The sequence below is a fragment of the Microbispora sp. H11081 genome (genome assembly GCF_012999535.1).
Taxonomy (GTDB): domain Bacteria; phylum Actinomycetota; class Actinomycetes; order Streptosporangiales; family Streptosporangiaceae; genus Microbispora.
The window spans coordinates 426,917-453,235 of sequence record NZ_JABBWV010000004.1 but is presented as its reverse complement, the minus strand read 5'-3'; the positions used below and the strand labels follow the sequence as shown (position 1 = coordinate 453,235).

The 26,319-nt window shown below is 71.9% G+C and carries 29 protein-coding genes; 13 read left to right on the top strand and 16 right to left on the bottom strand.

The features are described 5' to 3' along the window. Window positions 1-2 precede the first annotated feature (2 nt). Complete coding sequence (locus HHX31_RS14425) at window positions 3-947, bottom strand: DMT family transporter (RefSeq protein WP_169948754.1); 945 nt, start codon at window positions 945-947, stop codon at window positions 3-5. Window positions 948-1,033: 86 nt separating this feature from the next. Here HHX31_RS14425 and HHX31_RS14420 point away from each other — a divergent pair, with 86 nt between their 5' ends. The 3 genes from HHX31_RS14420 to HHX31_RS14410 are packed head-to-tail and all read left to right on the top strand — an operon-like array spanning window position 1,034 to window position 3,901. Continuing rightward, a complete protein-coding gene (locus HHX31_RS14420; RefSeq protein ID WP_311931784.1) occupies window positions 1,034-2,239 on the top strand; it encodes a magnesium transporter MgtE N-terminal domain-containing protein in 1,206 nt (401 codons plus the stop codon). Window positions 2,240-2,249: 10 nt separating this feature from the next. Next, window positions 2,250-2,744 (top strand): DUF1003 domain-containing protein, encoded by a 495-nt coding sequence (locus HHX31_RS14415; protein WP_169948752.1) that lies wholly within the window; start codon window positions 2,250-2,252, stop codon window positions 2,742-2,744. A 17-nt stretch (window positions 2,745-2,761) separates the two neighbouring features. Beyond that, a complete protein-coding gene (locus HHX31_RS14410) occupies window positions 2,762-3,901 on the top strand; it encodes an Mrp/NBP35 family ATP-binding protein (RefSeq protein WP_169948751.1) in 1,140 nt (379 codons plus the stop codon). A 4-nt stretch (window positions 3,902-3,905) separates the two neighbouring features. Here HHX31_RS14410 and HHX31_RS14405 read toward each other — a convergent pair whose 3' ends face one another. The 4 genes from HHX31_RS14405 to sigE form a co-directional block, all read right to left on the bottom strand. After that, window positions 3,906-4,253 (bottom strand): sec-independent translocase, encoded by a 348-nt coding sequence (locus tag HHX31_RS14405; protein ID WP_169948750.1) that lies wholly within the window; start codon window positions 4,251-4,253, stop codon window positions 3,906-3,908. Window positions 4,254-4,329: 76 nt separating this feature from the next. Further along, window positions 4,330-5,673, bottom strand: a complete 1,344-nt coding sequence (locus HHX31_RS14400; protein ID WP_249345957.1) for a S1C family serine protease — start codon at window positions 5,671-5,673, stop codon at window positions 4,330-4,332. A gap of 123 nt (window positions 5,674-5,796) precedes the next feature. After that, window positions 5,797-6,360, bottom strand: a complete 564-nt coding sequence (locus HHX31_RS14395) for an anti-sigma factor (protein ID WP_169948748.1) — start codon at window positions 6,358-6,360, stop codon at window positions 5,797-5,799. Continuing rightward, window positions 6,357-6,965, bottom strand: coding sequence for an RNA polymerase sigma factor SigE (gene sigE, locus HHX31_RS14390; protein WP_211589668.1), 609 nt, complete (start codon window positions 6,963-6,965; stop codon window positions 6,357-6,359). The genes HHX31_RS14395 and sigE overlap by 4 nt, the downstream gene beginning before the upstream one ends. Window positions 6,966-7,150: 185 nt before the next feature. Between sigE and HHX31_RS14385 the strand changes: the two genes are divergently transcribed. Beyond that, window positions 7,151-7,780, top strand: coding sequence for an O-methyltransferase (locus HHX31_RS14385; protein ID WP_169948746.1), 630 nt, complete (start codon window positions 7,151-7,153; stop codon window positions 7,778-7,780). 22 nt (window positions 7,781-7,802) lie between these two features. On the opposite strand, the gene HHX31_RS14380 is transcribed toward HHX31_RS14385, so the two are convergent. Both HHX31_RS14380 and HHX31_RS14375 read right to left on the bottom strand, forming a co-directional pair. Next, on the bottom strand, window positions 7,803-9,233 hold the full coding sequence (locus tag HHX31_RS14380) for a leucyl aminopeptidase (protein WP_311931783.1): 1,431 nt from the start codon (window positions 9,231-9,233) through the stop codon (window positions 7,803-7,805). A 77-nt stretch (window positions 9,234-9,310) separates the two neighbouring features. Continuing rightward, window positions 9,311-9,478 (bottom strand): DUF3117 domain-containing protein, encoded by a 168-nt coding sequence (locus tag HHX31_RS14375; RefSeq protein WP_082777371.1) that lies wholly within the window; start codon window positions 9,476-9,478, stop codon window positions 9,311-9,313. Between the two features lie 180 nt (window positions 9,479-9,658). Here HHX31_RS14375 and HHX31_RS14370 point away from each other — a divergent pair, with 180 nt between their 5' ends. Both HHX31_RS14370 and HHX31_RS14365 read left to right on the top strand, forming a co-directional pair. Continuing rightward, window positions 9,659-10,432: a PaaX family transcriptional regulator C-terminal domain-containing protein gene (locus HHX31_RS14370; protein ID WP_169948745.1), complete on the top strand. Its 774-nt coding sequence runs from the start codon at window positions 9,659-9,661 to the stop codon at window positions 10,430-10,432. A 1-nt stretch (window position 10,433) separates the two neighbouring features. Beyond that, window positions 10,434-11,228: an enoyl-CoA hydratase-related protein gene (locus HHX31_RS14365; protein ID WP_249345956.1), complete on the top strand. Its 795-nt coding sequence runs from the start codon at window positions 10,434-10,436 to the stop codon at window positions 11,226-11,228. A 14-nt stretch (window positions 11,229-11,242) separates the two neighbouring features. Here the strand turns inward: HHX31_RS14365 and HHX31_RS14360 are convergent, their stop codons facing one another. Together HHX31_RS14360 and HHX31_RS14355 are read right to left on the bottom strand one after the other, a co-directional pair. Beyond that, window positions 11,243-11,824 carry a DNA-3-methyladenine glycosylase I gene (locus HHX31_RS14360; protein WP_311931782.1) on the bottom strand — a complete coding sequence of 194 codons (582 nt, stop codon included), beginning with the start codon at window positions 11,822-11,824 and terminating at the stop codon, window positions 11,243-11,245. Beyond that, on the bottom strand, window positions 11,818-12,261 hold the full coding sequence (locus HHX31_RS14355) for a hypothetical protein (RefSeq protein ID WP_169948743.1): 444 nt from the start codon (window positions 12,259-12,261) through the stop codon (window positions 11,818-11,820). Before HHX31_RS14355 ends, HHX31_RS14360 begins: the two co-directional genes overlap by 7 nt. 43 nt (window positions 12,262-12,304) lie before the next feature. Between HHX31_RS14355 and HHX31_RS33635 the strand changes: the two genes are divergently transcribed. Continuing rightward, window positions 12,305-12,577, top strand: a complete 273-nt coding sequence (locus HHX31_RS33635; RefSeq protein WP_211589665.1) for a hypothetical protein — start codon at window positions 12,305-12,307, stop codon at window positions 12,575-12,577. A 7-nt stretch (window positions 12,578-12,584) separates the two neighbouring features. Here the strand turns inward: HHX31_RS33635 and HHX31_RS14345 are convergent, their stop codons facing one another. The 7 genes from HHX31_RS14345 to fdxA all read right to left on the bottom strand — a co-directional run bounded on the left by HHX31_RS14345 (window position 12,585) and on the right by fdxA (window position 18,159). Further along, window positions 12,585-13,163, bottom strand: a complete 579-nt coding sequence (locus HHX31_RS14345; protein WP_169948742.1) for a TIGR00730 family Rossman fold protein — start codon at window positions 13,161-13,163, stop codon at window positions 12,585-12,587. Between the two features lie 9 nt (window positions 13,164-13,172). After that, window positions 13,173-13,919, bottom strand: coding sequence for a TIGR00730 family Rossman fold protein (locus HHX31_RS14340; RefSeq protein WP_169948741.1), 747 nt, complete (start codon window positions 13,917-13,919; stop codon window positions 13,173-13,175). 243 nt (window positions 13,920-14,162) lie between these two features. After that, on the bottom strand, window positions 14,163-15,218 hold the full coding sequence (gene dapE, locus HHX31_RS14335; protein WP_169948740.1) for a succinyl-diaminopimelate desuccinylase: 1,056 nt from the start codon (window positions 15,216-15,218) through the stop codon (window positions 14,163-14,165). A 24-nt stretch (window positions 15,219-15,242) separates the two neighbouring features. Continuing rightward, the gene (locus HHX31_RS14330) at window positions 15,243-16,007 is read right to left on the bottom strand and encodes a hypothetical protein (RefSeq protein WP_211589740.1); all 765 of its coding nucleotides are present in this window, start codon (window positions 16,005-16,007) and stop codon (window positions 15,243-15,245) included. A gap of 57 nt (window positions 16,008-16,064) precedes the next feature. Further along, the gene (locus tag HHX31_RS14325) at window positions 16,065-16,697 is read right to left on the bottom strand and encodes a DUF4178 domain-containing protein (protein ID WP_169948738.1); all 633 of its coding nucleotides are present in this window, start codon (window positions 16,695-16,697) and stop codon (window positions 16,065-16,067) included. Window positions 16,698-16,708: 11 nt separating this feature from the next. Continuing rightward, window positions 16,709-17,788 (bottom strand): succinyldiaminopimelate transaminase, encoded by a 1,080-nt coding sequence (gene dapC, locus HHX31_RS14320; protein ID WP_169948737.1) that lies wholly within the window; start codon window positions 17,786-17,788, stop codon window positions 16,709-16,711. A 44-nt stretch (window positions 17,789-17,832) separates the two neighbouring features. After that, a complete protein-coding gene (fdxA, locus tag HHX31_RS14315; protein WP_169948736.1) occupies window positions 17,833-18,159 on the bottom strand; it encodes a ferredoxin in 327 nt (108 codons plus the stop codon). Between the two features lie 94 nt (window positions 18,160-18,253). On the opposite strand from fdxA, the gene HHX31_RS14310 reads away from it, so the two are divergent. The 6 genes from HHX31_RS14310 (at window position 18,254) to HHX31_RS14285 (ending at window position 26,289) form a co-directional block, all read left to right on the top strand. Then, window positions 18,254-18,490 carry a hypothetical protein gene (locus HHX31_RS14310; protein WP_169948735.1) on the top strand — a complete coding sequence of 79 codons (237 nt, stop codon included), beginning with the start codon at window positions 18,254-18,256 and terminating at the stop codon, window positions 18,488-18,490. Between the two features lie 86 nt (window positions 18,491-18,576). Beyond that, the gene (locus HHX31_RS14305) at window positions 18,577-19,677 is read left to right on the top strand and encodes an ABC transporter substrate-binding protein (protein ID WP_169948734.1); all 1,101 of its coding nucleotides are present in this window, start codon (window positions 18,577-18,579) and stop codon (window positions 19,675-19,677) included. A gap of 179 nt (window positions 19,678-19,856) precedes the next feature. Further along, window positions 19,857-20,633 (top strand): trans-aconitate 2-methyltransferase, encoded by a 777-nt coding sequence (locus tag HHX31_RS14300; RefSeq protein WP_169948733.1) that lies wholly within the window; start codon window positions 19,857-19,859, stop codon window positions 20,631-20,633. 81 nt (window positions 20,634-20,714) lie between these two features. Then, window positions 20,715-22,304: a hypothetical protein gene (locus HHX31_RS14295; protein ID WP_169948732.1), complete on the top strand. Its 1,590-nt coding sequence runs from the start codon at window positions 20,715-20,717 to the stop codon at window positions 22,302-22,304. Window positions 22,305-22,307: 3 nt separating this feature from the next. Further along, window positions 22,308-24,368 carry a UvrD-helicase domain-containing protein gene (locus HHX31_RS14290; RefSeq protein ID WP_169948731.1) on the top strand — a complete coding sequence of 687 codons (2,061 nt, stop codon included), beginning with the start codon at window positions 22,308-22,310 and terminating at the stop codon, window positions 24,366-24,368. Window positions 24,369-24,423: 55 nt separating this feature from the next. Continuing rightward, window positions 24,424-26,289 carry a sigma factor-like helix-turn-helix DNA-binding protein gene (locus HHX31_RS14285; RefSeq protein WP_169948730.1) on the top strand — a complete coding sequence of 622 codons (1,866 nt, stop codon included), beginning with the start codon at window positions 24,424-24,426 and terminating at the stop codon, window positions 26,287-26,289. Window positions 26,290-26,319 lie beyond the last annotated feature (30 nt).

Here is a 26,319-nt window from a genome sequence, read left to right as displayed (position 1 = left end):
CCTCACACCCGTACGGTCTCCGTCGCCTGGGCCACGTGACGCTCCGCGCCCCTCCGCACGGTCGCGGTCTGCGCCAGCAGCGCCCCGGCGAGCACGATCAGGCCCCCGATGATCTGGGCGGTCCCCAGGCGCTCGCCGAGCAGCACCCAGGCGATCACGGCCCCCGCGATCACCTCGACCGACGCGACCGTCGCACCGACCGCCGCCGACAGGCGGCGTACGGCGGTGACCCCCGTCGTGTACGCGATGACGGTCGCGACCACGACGAGCACGACGGCGGCGACGGCGACCGGCACCGTGCGCCCGGAGACCTCGACGGTGCCCGCGAACGCCGCCCAGTCGACCGCCCAGGGCCGGGAGATGGGCAGCAGGACCACCGCCGAGCCGAGCATGCCCCAGCCGATCAGGCCGAGCGTGTCCACGTCGTCGCCGAACGAGTCGCTCATCAGGAAATATCCGGCGCAGCAGGCGGCGGCGGCCAGGGCCAGCAGCAACCCGATGGCGTCCAGGCGCAGCCCTTCCCAGACCTGCACGACGATCGCCAGGCCCACGATCGCGATCAGCGCCCCCACGTACGCGGCGCGCGGCAGCCGTACCCTGCGGACGAACCGCACCCACAGGACCACCAGCACCGGGGACGTGTACTCCACCAGCAGCGCGACGCCGACCGGCAGTCGGGTGATGGCCACGAAGAACAGGGCCTGCACGGCGGCCACGGCGACCACCGCGTACGCTGCGAAGAACAGCAGGCGACCGCGCGGGATGCGCAGCGCCCGCGGCCTGACGACGGCCAGGACCAGCAGCAGGAGCCCGCCCGCTCCCGCCATGCGGACCCACACGGCCTCGAGCGGCGCCAGCCCCGCCATACCGATCATCTTCGCCATCGGTCCGGAGAACCCGAAACAGAAGGCCGAGACGCCCGCGATCGCCAGGCTGACCGCCTTCATCCCTCACCTGCCCATGTAATGACCAATAAATGGCTTTGATCCTGTCACACCCAGGAACGGCGCGCATCCTTGCGTACCCTGACAGAGTGGATCGGATCTTCGTGGCCCGGCTGGCGGGGCTGGCGGTCTTCGACCCGGCCGGCGACCAGATAGGCCGGATCCGGGACGTCGTCGTCTCGCTGCGGGGGCCGCTGCTCCCCCGGGTCCACGGGTTCGTCGTCGAGGTCCAGCCGCGCCGCCGGGTCTTCCTGCCGATCACCAGGATCACCAGCATCGAGGCCCGCGCCCTCATCTTCACCGGCAAGCTCAACCTGCGCAGGTTCGAGTGCCGCGACGCCGAGACGCTCGCCATCGGGGAGATGCTCGACCGCGTCGTCGACTACAAGGGCGAGCACGTGACCGTCCAGGACCTGGCCATGGAGCAGCCGCGGCCGTCCGAATGGCTCATCACGAAGGTCGCGGTACGCCGGGGCACGCGGCGCAGGGGCGAGACGCTGATCGTGGACTGGGACGAGGTCAGCGGCTTCGGGGGGATCCAGAAGGACCAGGGAGCGGCCAACCTGCTCGCCGTCTTCGAGACGCTGCGCCCCGCCGACATGGCGAACATGCTGCACGAGCTGCCCGGCAAGCGGATGGCCGAGGTCGCCGCCGCCCTGGACGACGACCGGCTCGCCGACGTCCTGGAGGAGCTGCCCGAGCGCGACCAGGTGCTCGTGCTGAGCAGGCTGAACCGGGAGCGCGCCGCCGACGTGCTGGAGGAGATGAGCCCGGACGACGCCGCCGACCTGCTGCAGGAGCTGCCCGCCGAGCAGGCCGAGGGGCTGCTGCGGCTCATGGTGCCCGAGGAGGCCGCGCCGGTCCGGCGGCTGCTCACCTACGGGGAGTACACCGCCGGCGGCATGATGACGACCGAGCCGGTCATCCTCCCGCCGACGTCGACCGTGGCCGAGGCCCTCGCCCACATCCGCCAGCAGGAGCGGCCCCCCGCCATCGCCGCCCAGGTGTACGTCACCCGCCCGCCCGGCGAGACGCCGACCGGGCGCTTCCTTGGGGTGGCGCACTTCCAGCGCCTGCTGCGAGAGCCGCCGTCGACGCTGCTCGGCAGCGTGATAGACATCACCGTGGACCCGATCAGGCCCGAGCTCACGGTGCACGAGGTGGCGCAGTACCTCGCGACGTACAACCTGGTCGCGATCCCCGTCGTGGACGAGCTGGGCCGCCTGCTCGGCGCCGTGACCGTCGACGACGTGCTCGACCACATGCTCCCGGAGGACTGGCGGGAACGACCATGACCGATCGCACATGACAGAACGCCTCGACCAGCCGCGTGAGCTGACCCCGCGGCTGCGGCTCTACTACGACCCCGAGGCGTTCGGCGAGTTCTCCGAACGGTTCGCACGCTTCCTCGGCACCGCGCGGTTCATCGTCTACATGACCGTGTTCGTCACGGTGTGGCTGCTGTGGAACGTGTTCATGCCGGTCACGTTCGACCCCTACCCGTTCATCTTCCTGACCCTGATGCTCTCGCTCCAGGCGTCGTACGCCGCGCCGCTGATCCTGCTCGCGCAGAACCGGCAGGCCGACCGCGACCGCGTCCAGTACGAGCAGGACAGGATGGCGGCCGAGCGCGACCAGGCCGAGATCGAGTACCTCACCCGGGAGATCGCCGGCCTGCGCATGGCGCTCGGCGAGGTGGCCACGCGCGACTACATCCGCTCGGAGCTCCAGCGCCTGCGGGAGGAGTTGGCCGAAGCAGGGAACAGATCACCCGGGGCGGGTTCGGAGAACCCGCGCTGAGTCCATAGCATGGATTCATGGCAGCATCCCCTGAACTGGTCATGGCCGCGCTGGCGACGGTCAACGACCCCGAGATTCGCCGGCCGATCACCGACCTCGGCATGGTCGACGACGTGGACGTCTCCCCGGACGGGGTGGTGCGCGTCCGTGTGTTGCTCACCGTCGCCGGGTGTCCGCTGAAGGACAGGATCACCCGCGACGTCACCGAGGCGGTCTCCAAGGTCGACGGCGTCACCCGCGTTCAGGTGGACCTGGACGTCATGAGTGAGGACCAGCGCAAGGAGCTGCAGACGAAGCTGCGCGGCGACCGCGGGCCGGAGAAGGAGATCCCCTTCGCCAAGCCCGGTTCGCTGACCCGCGTGTTCGCGGTCGCGAGCGGCAAGGGCGGCGTCGGCAAGTCGTCCGTCACGGTGAACCTCGCCGCGGCGATGGCGTCCCAGGGCCTGAAGGTCGGCGTCGTGGACGCCGACATCTACGGCCACTCGGTGCCGCGCATGCTCGGCGTGAGCGAGCGGCCCACCAAGGTCCAAGACATGATCATGCCGCCGGTGGCGCATGACATCAAGGTCATCTCGGTCGGCATGTTCAAGCCCGACGGCAACACTCCCGTGGTGTGGCGCGGCCCGATGCTCGACCGCGCGCTCTACCAGTTCCTCACCGACGTCTACTGGGGCGACCTCGACGTCCTGCTGATGGACCTGCCCCCGGGCACCGGCGACATCGCCATCTCCGTCGCCCAGCGCCTGCCCACGGCCGAGCTCCTCGTCGTGACGACCCCGCAGCAGGCCGCCGCCGAGGTGGCCGAGCGCGCCGGGTCGATCGCCGCCCAGACCCACCAGCAGATCGCCGGCGTCATCGAGAACATGGCGTGGCTGCCCTGCCCGCACTGCGACGAGCGCATCTCGGTGTTCGGCGAGGGCGGCGGCCAGACCGTGGCCGACGCGCTGACCCGCACGCTGGGCGCGCGGGTGCCGCTGCTCGGTCAGGTGCCGATCGACATGCGGCTGCGTGAGGGCGGCGACGAGGGCAAGCCGCTCGTGCTCACCGACCCCGACGCCCCGGCGGCGGCTGAGCTGATCCGGATCGCGTCCGGCCTCGGCAAGAAGCCGACCAGCCTCAAGGGCCTGAAGCTCGACATCTCACCGGTCAAGCACTGACCGGTCAGGTCGCCTCGTTGTCGTACGGCGGGATCTCCCCCACGCCCAGCTCCGGCGTGGGGGTGGTCTCGGTCTCCGTCCCCACTCCGGGGGTGGCGTTCCAGTCCTTCTCCACGTCGTCGAGCAGGTGCTTGCGCACGAAGTTCTTGGGGTTCAGGTCCGCCGGGTCGAAGTTGGCGAACTCGGGCCCCATGTTGGCCTGAAGGTCTTCCTTGGCGTTGTTGGCCATCTGCCGCAGTTGCCGGAGCGTACGGCCCGCCTGCGAGGCGGCCTGGGGCAGCTTCTCCGGCCCGAACACGAGCAGGGCGATGACCACCAGCGCCAGGGCCTCTGCCCAGCCGAGTCCGAACATGGCGATCTCCTCCTGCAGGTACGACTGAAATCAGACTAATGCCCGCGCCCGAAGCTCCGGACGGCCGAGGGCCGGTTCACGAGGGTTGGGCGCTGGGAACCGGCGCCGCGCCCACGGTGACGGTGGCCGTACGGACCTCCCCGTCGTGCCGGAACTTGATCCGCACCTGATCGCCCGGGGCTCTGCTGCGGATGTTGACGATCAGCTCCCTGCTGTCGCCGACCGGCTGACCGTCGACCTCGAGGATGACGTCCCCCGGGCGCAGCCCCGCCTTCGCGGCCGGTCCGCCGGGGGTGACCGGCTCCGCGCCCCCGGTCGTCTCGGTGGCGATCCGCACACCCTGGCCCTGGTAGCTCTGGTCGATCGTGATGCCGATCCTGGAGGTGCGGGCCGATCCCGTGGTGATGAGCTCCTGGGCGATGCGGCGCACCTGGTTCACCGGGATCGCGAAGCCGAGGCCGATGCTGCCCGACTGCTGGCCCAGCAGGGAGCCGCCGACCGTGGCGATCGCCGAGTTCACCCCGATCACCTCGCCGGAGGCGTTGACCAGGGGGCCGCCCGAGTTGCCGGGGTTGATGGCGGCGTCCGTCTGGATCGCGTTGATGAGCGCGTAGTCCGACCCCGTGCTGCCGCCCGCCTCGACCGGGCGGTTGAGCGAGCTGATGATGCCGGTGGTGACGGTGCCGCTCAGGCCGAGTGGCGAGCCGACCGCGATGACCGGATCACCGACGACCGCGCCGTCGGAGTTGCCGAGAGGAAGCTCAGGCGCTCTGACCGGCGCGTCGGGCTTGACCACCGCGATGTCGGAGTTGGGGTCGCGGCCGACGACACGCGCGCCCGAGGAGGAGCGGTCGTTGTAGCGCACGCGGATCTCGCCCACCTGCCCGGCGACGGCCACGACGTGGTTGTTGGTGACGATGTAGCCGCCCTTGATCACGAAGCCGGAGCCGGTGCCGGCCTCGCTGTTGCCCTTGACCTCCAGCGAGACCACGCTGGGCAGGACCTTGGCGGCCACCCCCGCCACCGACTCCGGCGGCCGGGCGGTGGGCTGCTTCGACGGAGCGCGGAGCGAGAAGTCGGGGTCGATGCCGGAGGCAGGGCGCGTCAGCAGGTACGTCCCCCAGCTCGCCGCCCCACCCGACACGAGCGCGATGACCACGGCGAGCGCGGCGTACAACGCGATGTTGGGGCCGCGCGGCTCACGCCGCGGCGCCGCGGGGTAGAGCGGCGGCGGCGCCCAGCCGGGGCCCATGCCGTACGCGCCGGTGGGCGGCGGAGGGCCTCCTGGGGAGGTCTCCTGACCATAGGCGCCCCACAGGCCCGCAGGCGGCTCCTGGGAGGGCTCCTGGGGCGGCTCCCCGCCCGCGGGAAGGAACTCGGGCCGGTCCGACGCGCCGTGGGAACGCGTGTTGTCGGTCATCGCGGCACTCACTCCTTGCGCACGGGTCATCCGCTTGCGGCCGCGTGACGCCGGAACACGCCGGAAACCCCGAGGACACGGCACACGACGGCTGCGGTGCCGATCGTATGCGGTCTCCTCCGGTCAGCGCGAAGGCCCCTTGACCACGCTGGGCGACGGGCTGGGCGACACGCTCACCACGGGCGCCCTGTTCTGGGCGGGATGCTGATAGAACATCTGGCCGGGCGTCGGGTTCGGGGTGGCGGCGGATCCGCCGGCCATGAGCATGGTGCCGAGGGCGACGGCGGCGCCGGCCATTCCCACGACGACGTATCCCGCCCGTCTGACCCTGCCTGGCCGCCCGGGACCCGATCGTCCCGCGTCTCTGCCGCGGGGCCGGTTGTCCAGCGGTCCCGCGGCGTGCATGCCGGGAAGCCGCCCGGCGCCGAAGGCCGGATGGTCGGGAAAGGGCCGCATCCGCGGCGGCAACGGCCCTCCAGGCTCCGCCATGCGCAGCAGCGACATGGTGAGGTCCGCCGGCATCGCGGGCGGATCCAGGGACCGCAACCGGGTCTTCAGCGCCCGCATCGTGTCGACCTCCGCGCGGCAGTCCGCGCAGAACGTCAGGTGCGCGAGCGCGCGTTCTCGCTCGTTGTGACTGAGTTCGCCGTCGATGAGCGCGGAGACGCGCTCGCCAAGATGACTCACAGTCCCTCCCTGCTGAATGAAGGGGGGGTTTGGTCGCCGTTCCGGTTCGCCGAGGGCGCCCGGTGGTCGAGCGCCTCCCGCAGTTGGGCGCGCCCGCGGTGGATGCGGCTGCGCACCGTGCCGAGTTTCACGCCGAGCGTCGCGGCGATCTCTTCGTAGGACAGTCCCTCGATGTCGCACAGCACCACGGCCGCCCGGAACTCCGGCGCCAGCGCGTCGAGCGCGGCCTGGATGTCGGGCTCCAGGTGCGCGTCGTCGTACGCCTGCGCCGGCGACGGCTCACGGCCGTGCAGCCGTTCCGCGGCGTCGTCCGCGAGCCCTTCGAAGCGGATGCGCTGCTTGCGCCGCGCCGTGTCGAGGAAGAGGTTCGTCGTGATCCGGTGCAACCACCCCTCGAACGTGCCGGGGGTGTAGCTCGACAGGGACCGGAAGACCCGGACGAAGACCTCCTGGGTGAGGTCCTCGGCGTCGTGGACGTTGCCCGTCAGCCGATAGGCCAGCCGGTAGACCCGAGCTGAATGAGTTCGGACGACCTCCTCCCAGGTGGGAGGCGTCCAGTCGGATACCGAAGTCTCCGCCTGGTGGTCGTGCTCATCCACCGGCATTCCTCTCTGCAGGATCGTCGCTACAGCCATAGTGCCTGGTTTCGCCCCTTCCTGCGCACCGCGGGCCGAGCGGTCTCGAACAAAGACCGTTCAAAGCGTGCAACGTCCCCGTTGTGGCGTGAGTTCCCGTTCCGGTCCGACTCCCCTAGGCTGCGACCAGGATGAAGCAGGGGAGGGGGAGGCCGATGGCGACACCGGCCAGCCTGGAGTACGCGGAGGAGTTCGTCCCGGAGGACGACATCCTGCGGACCGCGCGCCGGCGGGGCATCGAGGTCGGGGCGCACCCGATCCTGCCCGGGTGCGGGGCGGCGCTCTGCTTCCTCGCCACCGTGGTGAGCGCGCGCTCGGTCGTGGAGGTCGGCACCGGGTGCGGGGTCTCCGGCCTGTGGCTGCTGCGCGGCATGCGCCCGGACGGCACGCTCACGAGTGTGGACGTGGAGCCGGAGCACCAGCGCATGGCCCGCCAGACGTTCGCGGAGGCCGGGTTCTCCGGCAGCAGGATCCGGCTGATCGGCGGCCGCGCGCTCGACGTCCTCCCCCGCCTCGCCGACGGCGGCTACGACATGGTCTTCTGCGACGCGGCCAAGCAGGAGTACATCGACTACCTCACCGAGTCGGTACGGCTCCTGCGCCAGGGCGGTGTCGTGGTCTTCTGCGACGCCTTCTGCGGCGACCAGGTGGCCGACCCGACCCAGCGCGACCCCGACACCGTGGCGGTCAGGGAGCTGGGCAAGCTCGTCAGGAACGACGATCGCCTGCGCCCGCTGATGCTGCCGCTCGGTTCCGGCCTGCTGGCCGCCGTCAAGCTGACCTGACGGAGATCTCCCCGAACGGCCTTCAGGCGGTCAGGTAACGCAGGAGCAGGCGCACGCCGAAGCCGGTGCCCCCCTTGGTGATCTCCCCCTCGTCCGAGCCGGCCCGCGCGGGCCCCGCGATGTCCAGGTGTGCCCAGGGCCGCCCGCCGGTGAACTCGCGCAGGAACAGCGCCGCCGCGATCGACCCTGCCGCACCCGACATCGTCCGGTCGACGTTGGCCAGGTCGGCCACCTCTGAGTCGAGCATCGCGCGGTAGTCGTCGACGAGTGGCATCCGCCACAGCCGCTCCCCGCTGGCCTCCCCCGCGGCGGTCAGCGCCGCGGCCAGCGCGTCGTCGGTCGCGTAGACCGCCCCGAGCGACTGGCCGAGCGCGATCTTCGCCGCGCCTGTCAGGGTCGCGACGTCGACGACGACGTCGGGGTCGAGTTCGGCGTCCGCGTACGCCAGGGCGTCGGCCAGCACCAGACGGCCCTCGGCGTCGGTGTTCAGCACCTCTACCGTGCGCCCGCCGTACTGGGTGATGACGTCTCCCGGCCGCTGCGCCGATCCCGAGATCGAGTTCTCCGCGCACGCGACGAGGCCGGTGACCCGCACGGGCACGTCGAAGGCCGCCAGCGCGCTCATCGCGGCGATGACCGTGGCGCCGCCCGCCATGTCCGTCTTCATGGTCTTCATGCCCTCGGTGGGCTTGAGGGACAGGCCGCCGGTGTCGAACGTGATGCCCTTGCCCACGAGCACCACGTGGGCGCGCGGGTTCTCCGGCGTGTAGGAGAGCTGGACCAGGCGCGGCGGGCTGATCGAGCCCTGCCCGACCGCCCTGATGCCGCCGAACTCGCCGAGCTCGGACCCCTCCCACACCCGTACGGCGAGCCCTGACTCGGCCGCGACCGCCTTGGCCTGGTCGGCGAGCCACGCGGGCGTCTTCACCGACGACGGGGTGTTCACGAGGTCGCGGGCGAGCGCGGTGGCCCGCGCGACCGTCTCGCCGCGCCTCAGCTCCCGCTCGTCCCCGCCGAGGAAGACGATCTCCCCCACGGACTTGGCGCGGCCGTTGCCGATGGTGAACGTGTACGCCGCGAGCAGCGCCCCCTCGACCAGGGCGGCGGTCTCCCCCTCGGACGGGACGACGACCGACAGCGAGGCCCGGCCCTTCGCCCGCCGCGCGACGGACGCCCCGGCCTTGCGCAGCGCGGCGGCCGAGGCGTCGCCGACGCCGTACAGCAGGACGCGGCGCACGGAGCCTTCCCGCGCCGTCGGCACCTCCACGACCTCGCCGGGCTCTCCCTTGGCCTCGTAATGCGCGAGCAGCGCGTCCACCGGCACGGGCGACTCGAGCCAGGGCGCGGCGGCGGGGGTCAGGTCAGGACCGAAGGGCAGGGCCACCAGCTCGGCGTCCGGCGCGGGCTCTGCGCCGCGGACACCGGTGAGGACCGGCGTGGTCTCGATGGGCACGTCCACCTCCAACAGGGCGGCCCCGGGGCGGGATCACCCGCCGCCAGGGCCGTTAATCGAACAGGTCGGCTGAACGATCAGCCGACCACCTTCTTCAGCGCGTCGCCGAGGGCACCGGCCTCGTCCGCGGACAGCTCCACGACGAGTCGGCCGCCACCTTCGAGAGGGACCCGCATGACGATGCCCCGTCCTTCCTTGGTGACCTCCAGCGGACCGTCACCGGTCCGCGGCTTCATCGCCGCCATGCGTGTATCCCTTCCCGCGTTGTCGGCCGCCCCGGAGGGTAACCGGCGTATTCACGTTTCTGTGATGTTCTATTATCCCGCCTCCGAGCTCAAAAAGGTAACGGCCCGGCTCCGGTCAGTGGATCAATGCGGCGTCCCACGCGTTGTGGACAGACCGGACGTGACCCCACACTGGGTGGGGTGAACGCCCGAGCTGCGCTTTTCGATCTCTATGGGGACCACCTTCGCACCCGTGGCGGCCGTGCCTGCGTGGCCGCGCTCGTGCGGCTGCTCGCGCCACTCGACATCGCGGCCCCGGCCGTACGGACCGCGATATCCCGCATGGTCAGACAGGGCTGGCTCGACCCCGTGCGTTTACCGCAGGGACCGGGATACGCGGTCACACCGAAGTGCGAACGCAGGCTCGACGAGACGGCGGCCCGCGTCTACCGCGTAGGCGACGCGCCGTGGACCGGCCGCTGGCACGTCCTGGTGCTCGAACCGGTCAGGGACCGGGCGCGGCGCGAGCGGCTGCGGGCCGACCTCTCGTTCCTCGGGTACGCCCCCCTGTCCGAGACGACCTGGATCGGCCCCCGGCCCTCGCCGGAGCTCGACGCGCTGCGGGTGCCCGCCCACCGGTTCGACGCGGCGTTCGAGGGCGACCCCCGTGACCTGCTCGCCCGCGCGTGGGACCTGGACGCCATCGGCGACGCGTACGAGGATTGGCTGGCCAGCGCCGCGGACCTGGTCGGCTCACTGCCAGAAGACGCCCCGGACGACCGGGTCTTCGCCGTCCGCAGCAGGCTGGTGCACGGCTGGCGCAACTTCCTGTTCCGCGATCCCGGACTGCCCGCCGACCTGCTGCCGCCCGGCTGGCAGGGCGAGAAGGCCCGCGTCTTCTTCGAGCGGGAGGCCGCGCGGCTGCTGCCCGCCGCCGCCGCGTTCGTGGATCGCACGCTGAATGGAGCCGCCTGAGATGACCGCGACCTACGACACCGTGACCTACGACGTCGACGAGGCCGTCGCCACGATCACCCTGAACCGCCCCGACGCGATGAACTCGCTGACCGTCGCCATGAAGACCGACCTGCTCGCGGCCGTGCGCCGCGCCGCCGAGGACGCGTCGGCGCGGGCCGTGCTCATCACCGGCGCGGGCCGGGCCTTCTGCGCGGGGCAGGACCTGCGCGAGCACGCCGGCAACCTCGAAAGCGGCCTCGGGCTGGCGAACACCGTGCGCGAGCACTACAACCCGATCGTGCTGGCCGTCGCCACGATGGGCAAGCCCGTCGTGGCCGCCGTCAACGGCGTCGCCGCGGGGGCGGGCGCCTCGCTGGCGTTCGCGTGCGACTTCCGGGTGGCGGCGGAGGGCGCGAGGTTCGCGATGGCGTTCACCGGGATCGGGCTCGCGCCCGACTCCGGCGCGTCGTGGACCCTGCAGCGGCTCGTCGGCCCCGCGCGCGCCAGGGAGTTGCTGCTGCTCGGCGAGGTCGTGGACGCCGCCAGGGCCCTGGAGCTCGGCCTGGTCGGCGAGGTGGTCCCGGCCGACCGGCTGGCGTCCGCCGCCCGGGACCTCGCCGTACGGCTCGCGCAGGGGCCCACCCGGGCGTACGCCGCGACGAAGGCGGCGCTGGACCACGCGGCGTCCAGCTCCCTGGCCGACGCGCTGGAGCGGGAGGCGGAGCTTCAGGACGAGTGCGCGGCCACCGCCGACCACGCGGCGGCGACAAAGGCGTTCCTCGACAGGGAACGCCCCCGCTTCGAGGGCAGGTAGGCCGCCCGGGACCGTCAGGCCAGGCGAAGCGCGCCGACGGCCTCTCGGACGTAGCAGCCGGCCACGTGGTCGTTCACCAGGCCGATGGCCTGCATCAGGGCGTACGCCGTGGTGGGCCCGACGAAGCGGAAGCCGTTCTTCTTGAGCTCCTTGGCCAGCGCCGTGGACGCCGCGGTGCGGGCGGGGACGTCGGCGAGGGTGGCGGGCGTGCGCCCCGGCTCCTCGGCGTACCGCCAGACCAGCGCGGACAGCCCGTCCGGCGTCTCCAGGGCGGCGCGGGCGTTGGCGACGGCCGCCTCGATCTTGGCGCGGTTGCGGACGATGCCCGCGTCGGCGAGCAGGCGCTCCACGTCGCTCTCGTCGAAGTCCGCCACCGCGGGTATCGAGAACCCGGCGAACGCCTTGCGGAAGTTCTCCCGCTTGCGCAGGATCGTCAGCCACGACAGGCCGGACTGGAACGCCTCAAGGGTCATCCGCTCGAAGACGAGGTCGTCTCCGCGGACCGGGCGGCCCCACTCCTCGTCGTGGTAGGCGACGTAATCGGGCATCGTGCCCGCCCAGCCGCAGCGGACCAGCCCGTCGTCGGCGGCTACCACGCCTCCTCCGCCTCGGCGCGCTCACGCTCGGCGCGGTTCTCGTCGTCGCCGTCCCGCGCCGCCGCGGCCTGCCCCACCTCGGCCCGCTCCGTCTCGGCCCGCTCCATCTCGGCACGGCGCGGCTCCCTACGCGGCTGCGACCGGGCGTACGACAACTCGGCCACGCGCTGCTCCAGCACCGCGATGCGCGTGTCGCGCTCCCCCAGCGCGACCGAGACGCGGTGCAGGGTCTCGTCGACCGCCTGGGTGCTGTAGCCCACGAGCCCGATGGGGAGCTGGAGCGCGATCAGGTCGGCGGAGGTCACCTGGGCGGCCGCGGGAAGATCGAGCGGCGGCGTGTCAGGGGGGAACTCCGCCATCTCGCCGCCGTGTCCCAGTGAGACCATGACCACGCAGGCGATCACGGCGAGCCCCGCGATGACGAGTACGACCAGCACATACGAATCGTGCCACAACTCTTTGGCGTGCGAGCATGGAAGCATGACGCGCGTGATCGGCCCCGACGAGGAAACCGAGCCCGGCTGGGCCGAGGCCGCCTCTCTGCCCGAAGTGTCCGCGCTGGTCCGGGCGGGACGCACCGTCGTCGTGACGCTCCCCGGCGACGAGACCGAGGCCCTCGCCGCCGCCGCCGCGTACGCCTGGGCGGGGGCGAGCGTCTTCCGGACGTCCCACGACGTACGGCAGGCCCTCGACATGACCGAGGCCCTGCTGGGCCGCAGGCTCCCCGCCCTGACCCGCCGCGGCCTGGCCTAGCCCGGCGCTAGCTTTCGCCCAGTTCCTCGCCTGTGGGGGTGAGGCGGAGCGCGGGCCGCTCTACCAGGTCGAGCGCCTCGTCCACCGTGGTCGCCCACGAGATCGCGTCGAACGCGTTCGGCCGGGTGAAGCCCTGCTCGTACATGCCGTCGACCAGGTCGCGAAGCGGCCCGTACAGGCCCCAGGGGTCGAGGACGACCAGCGGCCGCTCGTGCATGCCGAGCACCCTGGTGGTCCAGATCTCGAACAGCTCCTCCAGGGTGCCGATGCCGCCGGGGAGCACGAGGAACGCGTCGGCCCTGGCGTCCATGATCCCTTTGCGCTCGCGCATGTCGGTCGTGACGATCAGCTCGTCGGAGTCGGTGTCGGCGATCTCGACGTCGACCAGGGCCTGGGGGATCACCGCGACGGTGTGGCCGCCGCCGGCCCTGACCGCACGGGCGACCTCGCCCATGCAGGAGACGATCGCACCTCCGCTGACCAGGCCGTGGCCGCGGCGGGCGATCTCGGCCCCCACGTCCCTGGCGAGGTCGAGGTACTTCCTGTCGATCTTCTGGCTGGACGAGCAGTACACGCAGACGAACACCCGCCAACCTTACTCAGTGGCGGCGCGCCTGTCGGCCTCGACGATGATCCGCACGGCCTCGTCGGGGTCGTCGGTGACCGAGATCAGCTCGACGTCCTTCTTGGAGATCTTGCCGCTGGCCAGCAGCGTGTCACGGATCCAGTCGATCAGCGGCGACCAGAACTCGGCGCCCATCATGATCACCGGGAACCAGGTCACCTTCCGCGTCTGGACCAGGGTCAGCGCCTCGAACAACTCGTCGAGCGTCCCGAAGCCGCCGGGCAGGGCCACGAACCCGCTGGCGTACTTGACGAACATCGTCTTGCGCACGAAGAAGTAGCGGAACTCCACGCCGAGGTCCACGTAGTCGTTGAGACGCTGCTCGTGCGGCAGTTCGATGCCGAGGCCGACCGAGACGCCGCCGGCTTCGAGCGCCCCCCGGTTGGCCGCCTCCATCACGCCGGGGCCGCCTCCGGTGATCACCGCGTAGCCCGCCTTGGCGAGCGCCGCGCCGACCTTCACCCCGAGTTCGTACTCGGGGGTGTCGGGACCGGTGCGGGCCGAGCCGAAGACGGTCACGGCCGGGGGAAGGTCGGCGAGCGCGCCGAAGCCCTCGACGAACTCCGACTGGATGCGCAGCACGCGCCAGGGGTCCTCGTGCAGCCAGCCGGTCGGGCCGCGGCGGTCGAGCAGGCGCTGGTCGTGGGTGGATTCGGGGACGAGTCCGCCACGGACCAGAGACGGCCCCTGCCGGCGTTCGGGTCGGGTGTGGTTCATGATGGTCACGCTAACGCTCGGGATCGGTAACGGCGCAAGCCGGACGCGCCGCACCGGCGCCCGCGGCGCGCCGGAAGAATCTGAAAAACATCCTCGGGAGGATGGAACCGGTCGTCGCCGAGGCCCCGTCTAAGAAACGAGGGTGCTGCTCGGGACGAAAGTGGCTTTCCCCGCCAAATGGCCGGCGAGGAGAGCCACTTTCTTCTATGTACGGGCTCCTGTGTACGGGCTCCTGTGTACGCGCTACGCGGTCAGCCACGCCGTCATGCGGCGCTCACTCTCGACGATCTTGGCCAGGCTCACGTTCTCCCCGGCCTTGTGCGCGATGTCGGGGTTGCCGGGGCCGCAGTTGACGGCGGGCATGCCGAGAGCCGAGAACCGCGCGACGTCGGTCCAGCCGAGCTTGGCCCTGGGCGTGCCGCCGATCGCGCCGGCGAACGCCGCGGCGACCGGATGGGTCAGCCCGGGCCGCGCGCCGGGCGCGCCGTCGGTGAGGCGCACGTCGAAGCCGTCGAAGACCTCCTGGACATGGGCGAACGCCTCCTCCAGCGTGCGGTCGGGGGCGAAGCGGTAGTTCACGGTCACCACGCACTCGTCCGGGATCACGTTCCCCGCCACCCCGCCGCGTACGCCCACCGCGTTGAGCCCTTCCCTGAACTGGAGACCGTCCACCACGGGGCTCCGCGCCTCGTAGTGGGAGAGGATCTCGAGCACCGGCGCGATGCCGTGGATGGCGTTGACGCCCTCCCACGATCTGGCGCTGTGCGCCCGCACGCCCTTCACGGTGATCTCGGCCCGCAGCGTGCCCTGGCAGCCGCCCTCGATGAGTCCGTCGGTCGGCTCCATCACGACCGCGAAGTCACCCGTGATCCACTCGGGATGGGTGCGGGTGAGCCGCAGCAGACCGCTCCGCTCCGCCTCGACCTCCTCGCAGTCGTAGAAGACGAAGGTGAGGTCGCGGTTCGGCTCGGCCAGCAGGCAGAGCTTGAGCTGGACGGCCACCCCGCTCTTCATGTCGGAGGAGCCGCACCCGTGGAGCACTCCGTCCTCGACCCTGCTGGGCAGGTTGCCCGCCACCGGGACCGTGTCGATGTGCCCCGCGATCACCACGCGCTCGGCTCTGCCGAGATCCGTGCGCGCCACCACGGCGTCGCCGTCCCGCAGCACCGTCAGGTGCGGCAGCGGCACGAGCGCCTCCTCGATGGCGTCGGCCAGCGCCTTCTCCGCGCCGCTCACCGATTCGATGTCCACCAGTCGCGCCGTCAGCGCGCCCACGTCCTGGGCAAGGTCAAGCCGCATGGCATCCGACCCTAATCGACACGGTCAGGCGATCTGCACGGTGGCGACGGGCCTGGTGTCCTTGCGCCAGCCGTCGTGCCCGCTCTCGGCCGTCCAGGTGACGTTCTCGAAGCGCACCTGGCGCAGGTGGTACTTCTGGGCGTGGGCGACGTACCAGGCGGCCACCAGCCAGCCGCGCTTGGGCGCGGAGTCCGCCCCGAGCGCGCGCACGAGTTGCTTGCGCGCGGCCTCCGGCTGCGGCGCGACCGGCTTCTCCGAGGGCGGATACCAGCAGTGGACGGCCTGGGGCACGCGTCCGATGAACGCCGCCGCGAGGATCTTGGCGGAGTGCTCGTGGCTGGCGTAGGCGGAGCCGTCTGCGGAGCGCTGCACGGCCTGCGCCGCCTCGTGCAGCGGCAGTTTCCGGTAGTCGCGCACCTTCTCCAGGGCGGCGAAGAACTTCCGCGTCGCGTAGACGGGGTCCTGCAGCTGATCGGCCGTCCCCCAGCCCATCGAGGGCCGCTGCTGGAAGACCCCCACCGAGTCACGATCGCCGTACGGCAGGTTGGCCAGCTTCGACTCCTGGATCGCGGTGACGTAGGCGATCTGCAGCGCGCGCTCGGACAGCTTGCGCCGCACGGCGACGGCCGCGATGGTGGCGGCGATCTGGGCCTGCTCTATGTCGATGTCGAGCGTGCCGTCGGCGGTCTCGACGAGGCAGTGCTCGCCGCGCGCGAACGGCTCTGTCCGCTTCAGCAGATGGTAGGCGCCGTAGAAGATGGCCGCGCCCAGCAGGAGGACGATGACCATGACGGTCACGACAGGTTTGGTAAGGCGCCGTTCCACGAGCAGAACCTACCCCGGAGATCAGGGAAGGCGATCCACCCGCACGGAACCGGGGGTGAGCGGGCGGGCGTAGGACGCCTCCCACTGGCCGCCCTGGACCCGCTGGAAAGACAGCAGGCGGCCGTCGCCCGCCCGGTAGTCGGCGAAGTCGAGCAGGCCGCGCTCGGGCAGCCCGGTCGTCCCCTCGGAGCGGAAGGCGGCCGTGCCGCGCTCGATCGGGGAGAACTCCACGCCGTCCACGATCAGCATGTGCTTGGCCGGCACCATGCCCTGGGTGGGCACGTCGGTCCAGAGCAGGACCTCCAGGTGGAGGGGCTCGCCCTGCGGGCCCGGCCGTTCCTCCACCGACAGCCAGTTGCGCCGGCGGGCGCCCTCGTCCAGCAGGTAGTCGGTCCACCTCTCGCCCTGCATGGCGCAGTGCACCGCGCCGACGGCCCGGAAGCGGGCGGCCTCCACGTAGACCGTGTCCCCCACCCTGATCGTGCGGGGGTCGAAGAAGTCGGAGTCCGCCTCGGGATCAGCCGGCGATAACCCGCCCTCGGAGGCCGCCCGGGCTCGGGCCCGCCGGCCCGCCCGGGTGCGCAGGGCCACGGCGAGAACGCCGAGCACGACGGCGGCCGCGAGGCTCACCACGGTCACCGTCGCTGTCGTCATGGCGGGCGATCCTACTGGAGGCGGCTGACCGCCGCATCGACGCGCTCGTCGGTCGCGGTGACGGCGATGCGGACGTGGGAACGCCCGGCCTCGCCGTAGAACTCGCCCGGCGCGACGAGGATGCCCTTCTCCGCCAGCGCGCGCACCTGGTCCCAGCAGCCGGAGCCGTTCGTCGCCCACAGGTAGAGCCCCGCGGCCGAGTGCTCGACCCGCCAGCCGGCCCGCTCCAGCGCGGGCCGCAGCACCGCCCTGCGCCGTGCGTACCGCTCACGCTGCTCGTCGGCGTGGGCGTCGTCGTCCAGCACGGCCGCCGCCGCGGCCTGGACCGGCGCGGGCATCATCATGCCGGCGTGCTTGCGCACCTCCAGCAGCCGCCGTACGAGCCGTGAGTCACCGGCGACGAAGCCGGCGCGGTATCCGGCGAAGTTCGACCGCTTCGACAGCGAGTGGACCGCGAGCAGGTTCTCGTGGGAGCCCTCGCACACGTCCGGATGGAGCACGGAGACCGGGTGCTCCTCCCAGCCGAGTTCGATGTAGCACTCGTCGGACGCGACGATCGCGCCGCGCTCGCGCGCCCAGGCGACCACCTTGCGCAGGTGCTCGGCGGGCAGGACGCGCCCGGTGGGGTTGGACGGCGAGTTCACCCAGACGAGCGGGACCCGCTCGGGGCCCAGCGCGAGGAGCCCGTCGGACGCGTAGGGCTCGGCCCCGGCCAGCCGCGCGCCGACGTCGTACGTGGGATAGGCGAGTTCGGGGAAGACGACATGGTCGCCGGGGCGCACGCCGAGCAGCGTGGGCAGCCAGGCCACCAGTTCCTTGGAACCGATGGTGGGCAGCACGTCGCCCGGGTCGACCGTGACGCCGTGCCGCCGCCGAAGCCACCCCGCGGCCGCCTCACGCAGCCGCGGCGTGCCGTACGTCAGGGGATAGCCGGGGCTGTCGGCGGCGGCGGCGAGCGCCTCGCGGGCGACCAGGGGGACGGGGTCGACCGGCGTGCCGACCGACAGGTCGGCGATCCCGCCGGGATGCGCCCGCGCCAGGTCCTGATAGGGCACGAGCCGATCCCATGGGAAGTCCGGCAACGCAAGCAAAGAAAATCCCCCAGTCGTCCGCGACCGCGCCGGTGAAGCGTCGGTCAGTGGTCCTCACCCTGCGGCGGGAGCGCCGCGACCAGCGGGTGGTCCTTGTTGATCTTGCCGACCTTCGAGGCGCCGCCGGGCGACCCGAGCTCCTCGAAGAAATCGACGTTGGCCTTGTAGAAGTCCTTCCACTGGTCGGGAAGGTCATCCTCGTAGAAGATCGCCTCTACGGGGCACACCGGCTCGCACGCACCGCAGTCCACGCACTCGTCGGGGTGGATGTAGAGCATGCGTTCGCCCTCGTAGATGCAATCGACGGGGCATTCCTCGATGCACGCCTTGTCAAGGACGTCCACGCAAGGCTGCGCGATGACGTACGTCACCTCGGGCTCCTTCTGGGTTGCACGGCTCGACCGCGGGTTGCTAGCCCTAGTATTGCGGTGCGCGCCGACTAGCCGGAACAGGAGGGGGCCAATCATGACGACCCCTCGGCTCGGAGCCCGTCTCGTGATCGCGCTCACCCCGGCCGACGTGGGCAAACGGGTGACCACGCGACGCCGGGCGCCCGGCGGGTTCCGCGACGCGGTCGGCGTGTTGGAATCCTGGCAGGACGGCGTGCTCACCGTGCGGAAACGGGACGGAAGTCTCGTCGAGATCGCCGAGGACACCCTGGCCGCCGCCAAGGTCGTGCCGCAGGCGCCGCGCCCCCGGTAATCCCCGCGCCTGGTGCGGACGCCGACTCGGTAATCCCCCAGCGCGCCGATGGGAAGGGCGACCGCGACGCGGGGAGCATACGCGGCGTGACCATACGTGCCTGCGTCGTGACGATCTCCTCGGCGGCGATCCTCCTGTCCGCGGCCTCCGCGTGCTCGAAGCCGTCGTCGCCGTCCTCGCCGGACAAGCCGCTGCCTCCCCTGAACCCCCGCGCCGACAGCCTGGAGTCCGGGTTCGGGACCATGGACAGGCTCGTCGAGGCGGCCAAGAAGGAGGGCGCGCTCACCGTCGTGGGCCTGCCGGGCGGCTGGGTCGGCTACAAGGAGATCATCGCCCGCTTCTCCGACAAGTACGGCATCAAGGTGACCTCGATCGCGCCCGAGGCGAGCAGCAAGCAGGAGATCGACACCGCGGCACGGCTTAAGGGGACGAAGGAGGCGCCGGACGTCTTCGACCTCACCCTCGAGGTCGCCGTCGCCAACGCCAAGCTCTTCGCGCCCTACCGGGTGACCGGCTGGGCGGACATCCCCGACGACGTCAAGGAGCAGAAGGGGCGCTGGTTCGCCGCCTACGGCGGATACATGTCGATCGGCTACGACCCGCGGAAGGTGCCCGCCCCCGCGTCGTACGGCTCGCTGGTCAGGCAGGGGACCGTGGTGGCGCTGCCGGGCGACCCGCGCAAGATGGCGTCGGCCTTCGACGCCGTGATGGCCGCCTCGCTCGGCAAGGGACTGCCGGACGCCGCGCGGGGCGTGGGCCTGTTCGCCCGGCTGAAGAAGGGCGGCATGCTCGGCCAGCCCGACCGGGCGACCGCGGTGGTGGACTGGGACTTCATGAACACCGCGCGGGCCGCCTCAGGGCGCGGCGCGGCGTCCTGGCGGGTGACGATCCCCAGGAACGAGGTGCTCGCCTCCTACTACATGCAGGCGATCAACGCCGACGCGCCGCACCCCGCCGCCGCCCGGCTCTGGGAGGAGTTCCTGCTGTCCGACGAGGGGCAGAACCTCTACCTCAAGGCGTTCGCCCGCCCCGCCCGGGTCGAGGCGATGGAGATGCGCGACACGCTGGACGGGGACGCCGCGGCCAAGCTGCCAGAGGCGTCCGGCGACCCGGTCATCCTGAACATCCCGGAACTCGACCGGGCCAAGGCGTACGTGACCGCGCACTGGGGCCGCCTGGTCGGCTGAGCCGTGCTGAGCCGGGTGCGTCGGGTGAGTCCGGTGAGTGTTCTGAGTCAGGTGAGTCACTCGATCTCGCGGACGCGACGGAAGCCGTAAAGTGTGTCGATAGCCAGCAGTCTCACAAGTCGGCATGAGACGGCGGCAAACCCGACACAGGGCACCACGTGTCAGAATGCGAGCCGATCTTGAGGTACGAAACTCCCAGTCTCACCCGATGGAACGCTCGCGCCTACGACAGCTCCTTCGGATACGTCTCCGCCCACGGTGCGCCGCTCCTGGAACTGCTCGACCCTCGCCCCGGTGAGCGGGTGCTCGACCTCGGGTGCGGCACCGGCGTGCTGACCGCCGACGTCGCCGCGCGCGGCGCCCACGTCCTCGGCATCGACGGCTCCCACTCCATGATCGAACAGGCCATCGCGCACCATCCCGGGCTCGACTTCACGGTGGGCGACGGCCACGACTTCACCGTCGCCCATCCGTACGACGCGGTGTTCTCGAACGCGGCGCTGCACTGGATGAGCCGCGACCCCGACGCGGTCATCGGCTGCGTGCGGGAGGCGCTGCGGCCGGGCGGCAGGTTCGTCGCCGAGATGGGCGGCGCGGGCAACTGCGCGGCCCTGACCGCCGCCGTGTTCACCGCCTGGCGCGAGTACGGCCTGCCCGAGCCCGAACTGCCGTGGTACTTCCCCAGCCCGGCCGAGTACGCCCTCCGCCTGGAGAAGGGCGGCTTCACGGTCCGCCTGCTGGAGTATTTCGACCGCCCCACCCCCCTCGACGAGTGCCCGAACGGCGCGGCCGACTGGGTCAGGATGTTCGCCGGCTCTCTGCTCGGCCGGATCCCCCCGGCGGCCGTCGAGCCGCTGCTCCGCCGGGTCAACGAACTGGCCGCCCCCGCCCTGCGCCGGGAGACCGGCTGGATGGCCGACTACGTCCGCCTCCGCTTCGCGGCCGAACGCCGCTGACTTGTGTGAGCCCCGAACCTCCACCACAGCGGGGGCGATTTGCCAGACTATGGACTGGTCTTTGTGAGTGATGGGGAATGCATGAACTTCTGCCTGAGTGACCTCGTGCCACCGCTGCGCTGGAGTGACGCTGCCCGTATCACCACGCTGACCGGCCTCCCCGGCCTGCCGGGCGCCTGGTGGCGGACGCTCCCTCTGCACCGCGTGCTCGCCGTCCTGGACGCCGAGGCGCTCGGCGACCTGCTCACCGGGCTCGCGCTCGACCACTGGCCCGCGGCGGCCGTCGGCGACGTGCTGCCCGCGTTGTACGTGCTGGACCCCGACGAGGCCGACGATCCCCAGGTCGCGATCGCGCTCGACCGGGCGGGATCGTGGCACGGCCTGCTCGCGCTGTCCGGCCGGGAACTGGCCGACCAGCCGTTCGTCAAGGCCCGCCCGGTGCTCGCGGCTCTCTTCACCGCCGTGTTCGCCCAGATGTCCCCCGAGCAGATGTCCCCAGAGCAGATGCCCCCCGAGGAGGTTCCTCAGGAATCGCCTCAGGAATCGCGAGAGGAGCCTCGGGAGGAGCCGCAGGAGGAGCAGCCGTCGCCCGAGCATGACCTGCCCGCGCTGATCGACGCGGCGTTCGGCGACCTGGACGACCAGACCTGGATGGTGGCGCAGAACCGGGTCTTCACCGCCGAGCCGTCCGAGCCCGACCAACTGGCCAAGCTGCTGGCCGTCCCTCCCGTAGTGATCCACGAACTGGAGGCGGCCCTGCGCGACCGGCTGGCGCGGTGGCTCTCGCTGCCCCAGGCGAGGCCGTACAACGAGCACCTCGCCCACCTGAGCGACACGCTGGGAGCCGCGGTCCCCAAAGAGTTGTTCTTCACGGCCGCCGAGTGGCACGAGCGCGAACTGCGCTCGCTTGAGGTGCCCGCCTGGCGGTTCGTGCTCGCCACGCTCCCCGGCCACCGCCTCTCCTGCGACTGGCTCGTGGCCGGCGACATCGAGGAACTGCGCGACAGGACGCGGCACCTGATCTCCTCCGCCGAGCGTCCGCCCACCGTCTCCCAGGCGCTGGAGATGATCGCCACTCTCGGCGTACGTCCCGACGTGGCACGGCAGTGGCTGGAGAGCGTGCCGCAGTTACGCGCCCAGAAGGCGGCCCGGCCGCGGGGCGGGCTCAAGGACGTGGCGCTGACCCGGCGGTGTTTCCGGCAGCCGGACGGCAGATGGTGGCTCAGGGTGGACGTGTCTGGCGAGCACCTCGACGGCGTCGAGGTGCCGCTGCCGAGCGGCTTCGCCGCCTACATCGGCCTCGCACCGGGCGAGGACCGCACGGTGTTCAGCGCGGCGGGAGAGGTCGGGCTCTCCTGGCACACGCGGCCGGCCCTGGGCTCCCTCCAGCGGATTCTCGGCGAGGTCTCGGCGGAGGAGGGCAGCCACATCTTCCTGACCCTGTCCGAGGAGGGCATGCTGCGCGTACGGCACCTGCCCGCGGCGAACGGCGGCGACCCGGCGAGCCGGGCCCTGCGCCTGGTGGGCTTCACCACGCCGAGCGGCACGCCCGAGCAGGCGGAGCAGGTGATCGCGACGCGCGTCGGGCTCGCCGAGGCCGTGGAACGGCCCGAGCTGATCGCGCGGCTGCGGGAACGCGGGGACCGCGACCTGCTGACCCTGCTGGGATAGCCGATGCCCCGGCTCGCGATCTCCCCGGAGTTCCTGCGCGGGCTCGGCGCGCTCACCCGGCCCGTCCGCGGCGACGTCGCGGTCGCCGTACGCCGGTTCCTGCTGAACGTGTCCGCCGCGCCGCACCCGGAGAGGGTGCGCAACAGCCGCGATCCCCGCGTGGCCACGCTCCGGCTCGCCGACCGCCACCGGGGGGTGGTCGTGCGGCAGGAGGACGTCTACTGGCTGCTCACCGTGCTCCCCGACGCCGAGGCGTGGTCGTACGCCCAGCGGCACAGGGTCGGCGTGAACACGGCGATCGGGATCGTCGAGGTCTGGGACGCCGAGGCGCTGGAGCGGATCGCGCCGGCCCTGCGCCGCGCGTCGGAGCGGGGCGGGCGCCCGCTCTTCGAGGACTGGTGCGACACCGACCTGCTGCACATCGGCGTCGACGCCCGCCTGCTGCCGCTGCTGCGGCTGATGACGTCGGAGTCCCATCTCGCGGCCGTGGAGCCGATGCTCCCGCACAGCCAGTACGCGCCGCTCGCGGCGCTCGCCCGCGGCGGGTCGCTCGCCGCGGCCTGGCGCGAACTGGACGCCTGCCGCTCCCGTGTCACCGAGGAGGTCGACGCCGAGGACCTGCACGCGGCGTTGCGGCGCAGCCCGGACCGGGCCGTGTTCGCCGCCGACGCCGCGGATCTCGACCGCATCCTCACGCTGCCCACCTGGTGCACGTTCCTGTACCCGCCGCAGCACACGTACGCCACCTGGCCCGCGTACGAGCAGCCGGTGCTGATCACCGGGGGCGCGGGCACCGGCAAGACGGTCATCGCGCTGCACCGGGCCGCCCTGCTGGCCCGCGCGGCCACCGGTCCCGTGCTGCTCGTCACGTTCTCGCAGGGCCTCGCGACCGAGCTGTCCGCGCGGCTCGACATGATCATCGAGGACGAGGCGGTACGCAAGCGCGTCGAGGTGGGCAATGTCGACAGGCTCGCCCACCGCATCGTCGCCGAGGCGGAGGGCCGCGCCCCGGCGCTCGTCTCCTCCGACGACCTCGCGGGCCTGTGGCAGGAGGCCGCCGTCGGGCGCTTCGGCAGCGCCTTCCTGCTGCGGGAGTGGGAGCAGGTGATCCTCGCGCAGGACCTTCGCACACTGGAGGAATACCAGGTCGCCGCCCGGCCCGGCCGCAGCGTCCGCCTGGACGCCGACGCGAGGACGACGGTGTGGGACGCCGTCCAGCACGTCATACGGCGGCTGCGCGAGTCAGGCCGGCGCACCCTGCTCCAGCTCGCCTCCGAGGCGGCGGGCCTGCTCGGGCGGGCCGTCGGCGACCTGCTGGGTGACCAGGCGCCGGGGCGCGAGCCGTACCGGCACATCGTGGTGGACGAGGCGCACGACCTGCACCCGGCGCAGTGGCGGCTGCTGCGGGCGGCGGTCCCCCCGGCCCCGAACGACCTGTTCATCCTGGGAGACCCGCACCAGCGGATGTTCGACGCGCGGGTGGCGCTCGCGGACGTCGGCATCCCCGCCCGTCGCTTCCATCTGAAGATCTCCCACCGGCTGCCCGCCGAGATCCTCTCGTGGGCGGTGCGGCTCAGGGGCGGCGGGCCCGCCGACGGCCTGGTCGCGGGCAACGCCGCGATGTACGGCTACCGCGCGCTCGACCACGGCCCCCGTCCGGTGGTGCGCGGGTACGTGAGCGCGGAGGCGGAGATCGCCGGGCTCGTCTCCACGGTGGCCGAATGGCTGGAGGAGGGGGTGCCGACCGCCCAGATCGCGGTGGCCGCACGCACCACAGACCTCGTGCGTACCGCCCGCACCGCCTTACGCGAAGCGGGCATCACGGTCAAAGTCACGTCCCTTCATGGCATGAAAGGGCTGGAATTCCGTCGCGTGGCCGTGATAGGCGTGGCTGACGGAATCGTGCCGGCGCCGGACGCGCTGACCCCGGCCGCCGAGGACCCGACGGCCCGGGCGCACGACCTGCAACGCGAACGGGGGCTGCTCTACGTGGCGTGTACGCGGGCGGGGGAACTGCTCTACGTGTCTTATTCCGGCCGAGCAAGTCCCTTCATCCCGGCCTGACTTCGGATCCCATAGTCTGAACTGCGGATATATTCCCCTTGCCGGTTGGACCTGCATGAACCTGAGCCTTAGCGACATCGTGCCGCCGCTGCGCTGGACCGCGCCCAGCCAGGTGGAGCCGATCGCGAGCGACCCCGGTCTTCCCGACGCGTGGTGGCAGGCGCTTCCCCTCGACCGGGCCTGCGCGGCCGTGGGCACCGGCCAGGTCGCCTCCCGGCTCGCCGACCTCACCATCGCCTGCTGGGCGCACCTGGTCCTCGGCGACATCCTGCCGCTGCTGAGGTTCACCCACCCCGAGGAGAGCCTCCAGACGCCCGGCCCGCGGGAGAGCGTCCACGAGCTGTACGTCGACGTGATCGACAAGCTGCTGGCCACCGAGCCGGCCCGCGAGCCCACCGGGGCCCCGGTCCAGCCCGCCGTCCCAGAGCGGCCGATGCCCGAGATCATCGACGAGATCTTCGCCCGGCTGGACGACCGCCAGCGCGCCATCGCGCGGGACCGGCTCTACTTCGACGCCTCCCAGCAGACCGGCCATTCCCAGCGGGCCACCCTGGACGAGCTCGCCCAGCGCTTCTCCGTCACCCGCGAGCGCATCAGGCAGATAGAGCGCGACCTGCGCGACCACGTGATGCACTGGCTGAACGGCCCGGCGGCCGCGCCGCTGAACGCCCACCTGGCCTGGCTGCGCACCCGGCTCGGCTCCGCCGTGCCCGCCGACGACCTCACGGCGGCCGTGCCGTGGCACCGCACCGAGCTGAGCACGCTCGCCATCCCCGCCTGGCGCTTCGTCCGTACGCTGCTGACCGGGTACGAGCAGGCGGACGGCTGGCTCGTCTCCGGCGGCGCGGACGAGCTCAGGGAGAAGACCAGGCAACTGTTCGCCGACGGTCCCCGGCCGCTCGACGAGGCGGTCTCCCTGGTCGCCCAGCTCGGCGTCAGGGAGGACGTCGCCGAGCGCTGGCTCGCGTCCGTGCCGCACCTGCGCGTACTGGACGGCCACGTCGTCCCCTGGCCGCGCAGCATGGGCGACAAGACGGAGGCCGTGCTGACGGTGGTCCGCTCGCCGCTCAGCCCCGAGGAGATCCAGACGCGCATCGGCGAGGACTACAGTCTCGTGGGCATCCGCAACCAGCTCGCCTCCGACGAGCGGTTCATCCGGCTCGACCGCAGCAAGTACGGCCTGCGGCGCTGGGGCGGCGACGAGTACCTCGGCATCCGGGAGATGATCACCCGCGAGATCGAGCGCGCCGGCGGTGAGGCGTCCGTGAGCACGGTGGTGGACAACCTGACCTCCCGCTACGACGTGAGCGAGAGCTCCATCAGGGCGTACGCCGGAGGACCCGGGTTCGAGCGGACACAGCGCGGCTACATCAGGGTGGCCGCCCAGGACCAGGCCGAGCCGTATCAGCCGCGCCGTGACGTGTCGATGACCCGCCGCTGCTTCCGCAGCAGGGACGGCCGCTGGTGGCACCGGGTGGACGTGAACGCCGAGCACCTGCGCGGCTCCGGCTCCCCGCTGCCGACCGGTTTCGCCGCGCACCTCGGCATGGCGCCCGGCGGCCAGCTCACGGCCTCCACCGCGTCGGGCGAGGTGGTGATCAGCTGGCACAACCAGCCGACGATCGGCTCGATCAGGCACGTGCTGGCCGAGTACAACGCGTCCGAGGGCGATCACGTCTTCCTCACCGTCTCCGACGGCGGCGAACTGCTGACCCGTTTCCTGCCCGCCTCGGGGGCCGCGCTGCCCGCGATCAACCAGGCGCTGCACCTCATCGGGTACACCGCTCCGGTGGCGTCGGACGCCGAGGGCCTGCGGCTCATCGGCGCCAGGATCGGCCTGCCCGAGGGGGTGGCCCGCGAGGAGGTCATCGACCGCCTGCGCGACCGAGGCGACCGCGACATCCTGACATTCCTGACCTGACTGCGGGTGAAGGCATGTCGGGGGCAGCAC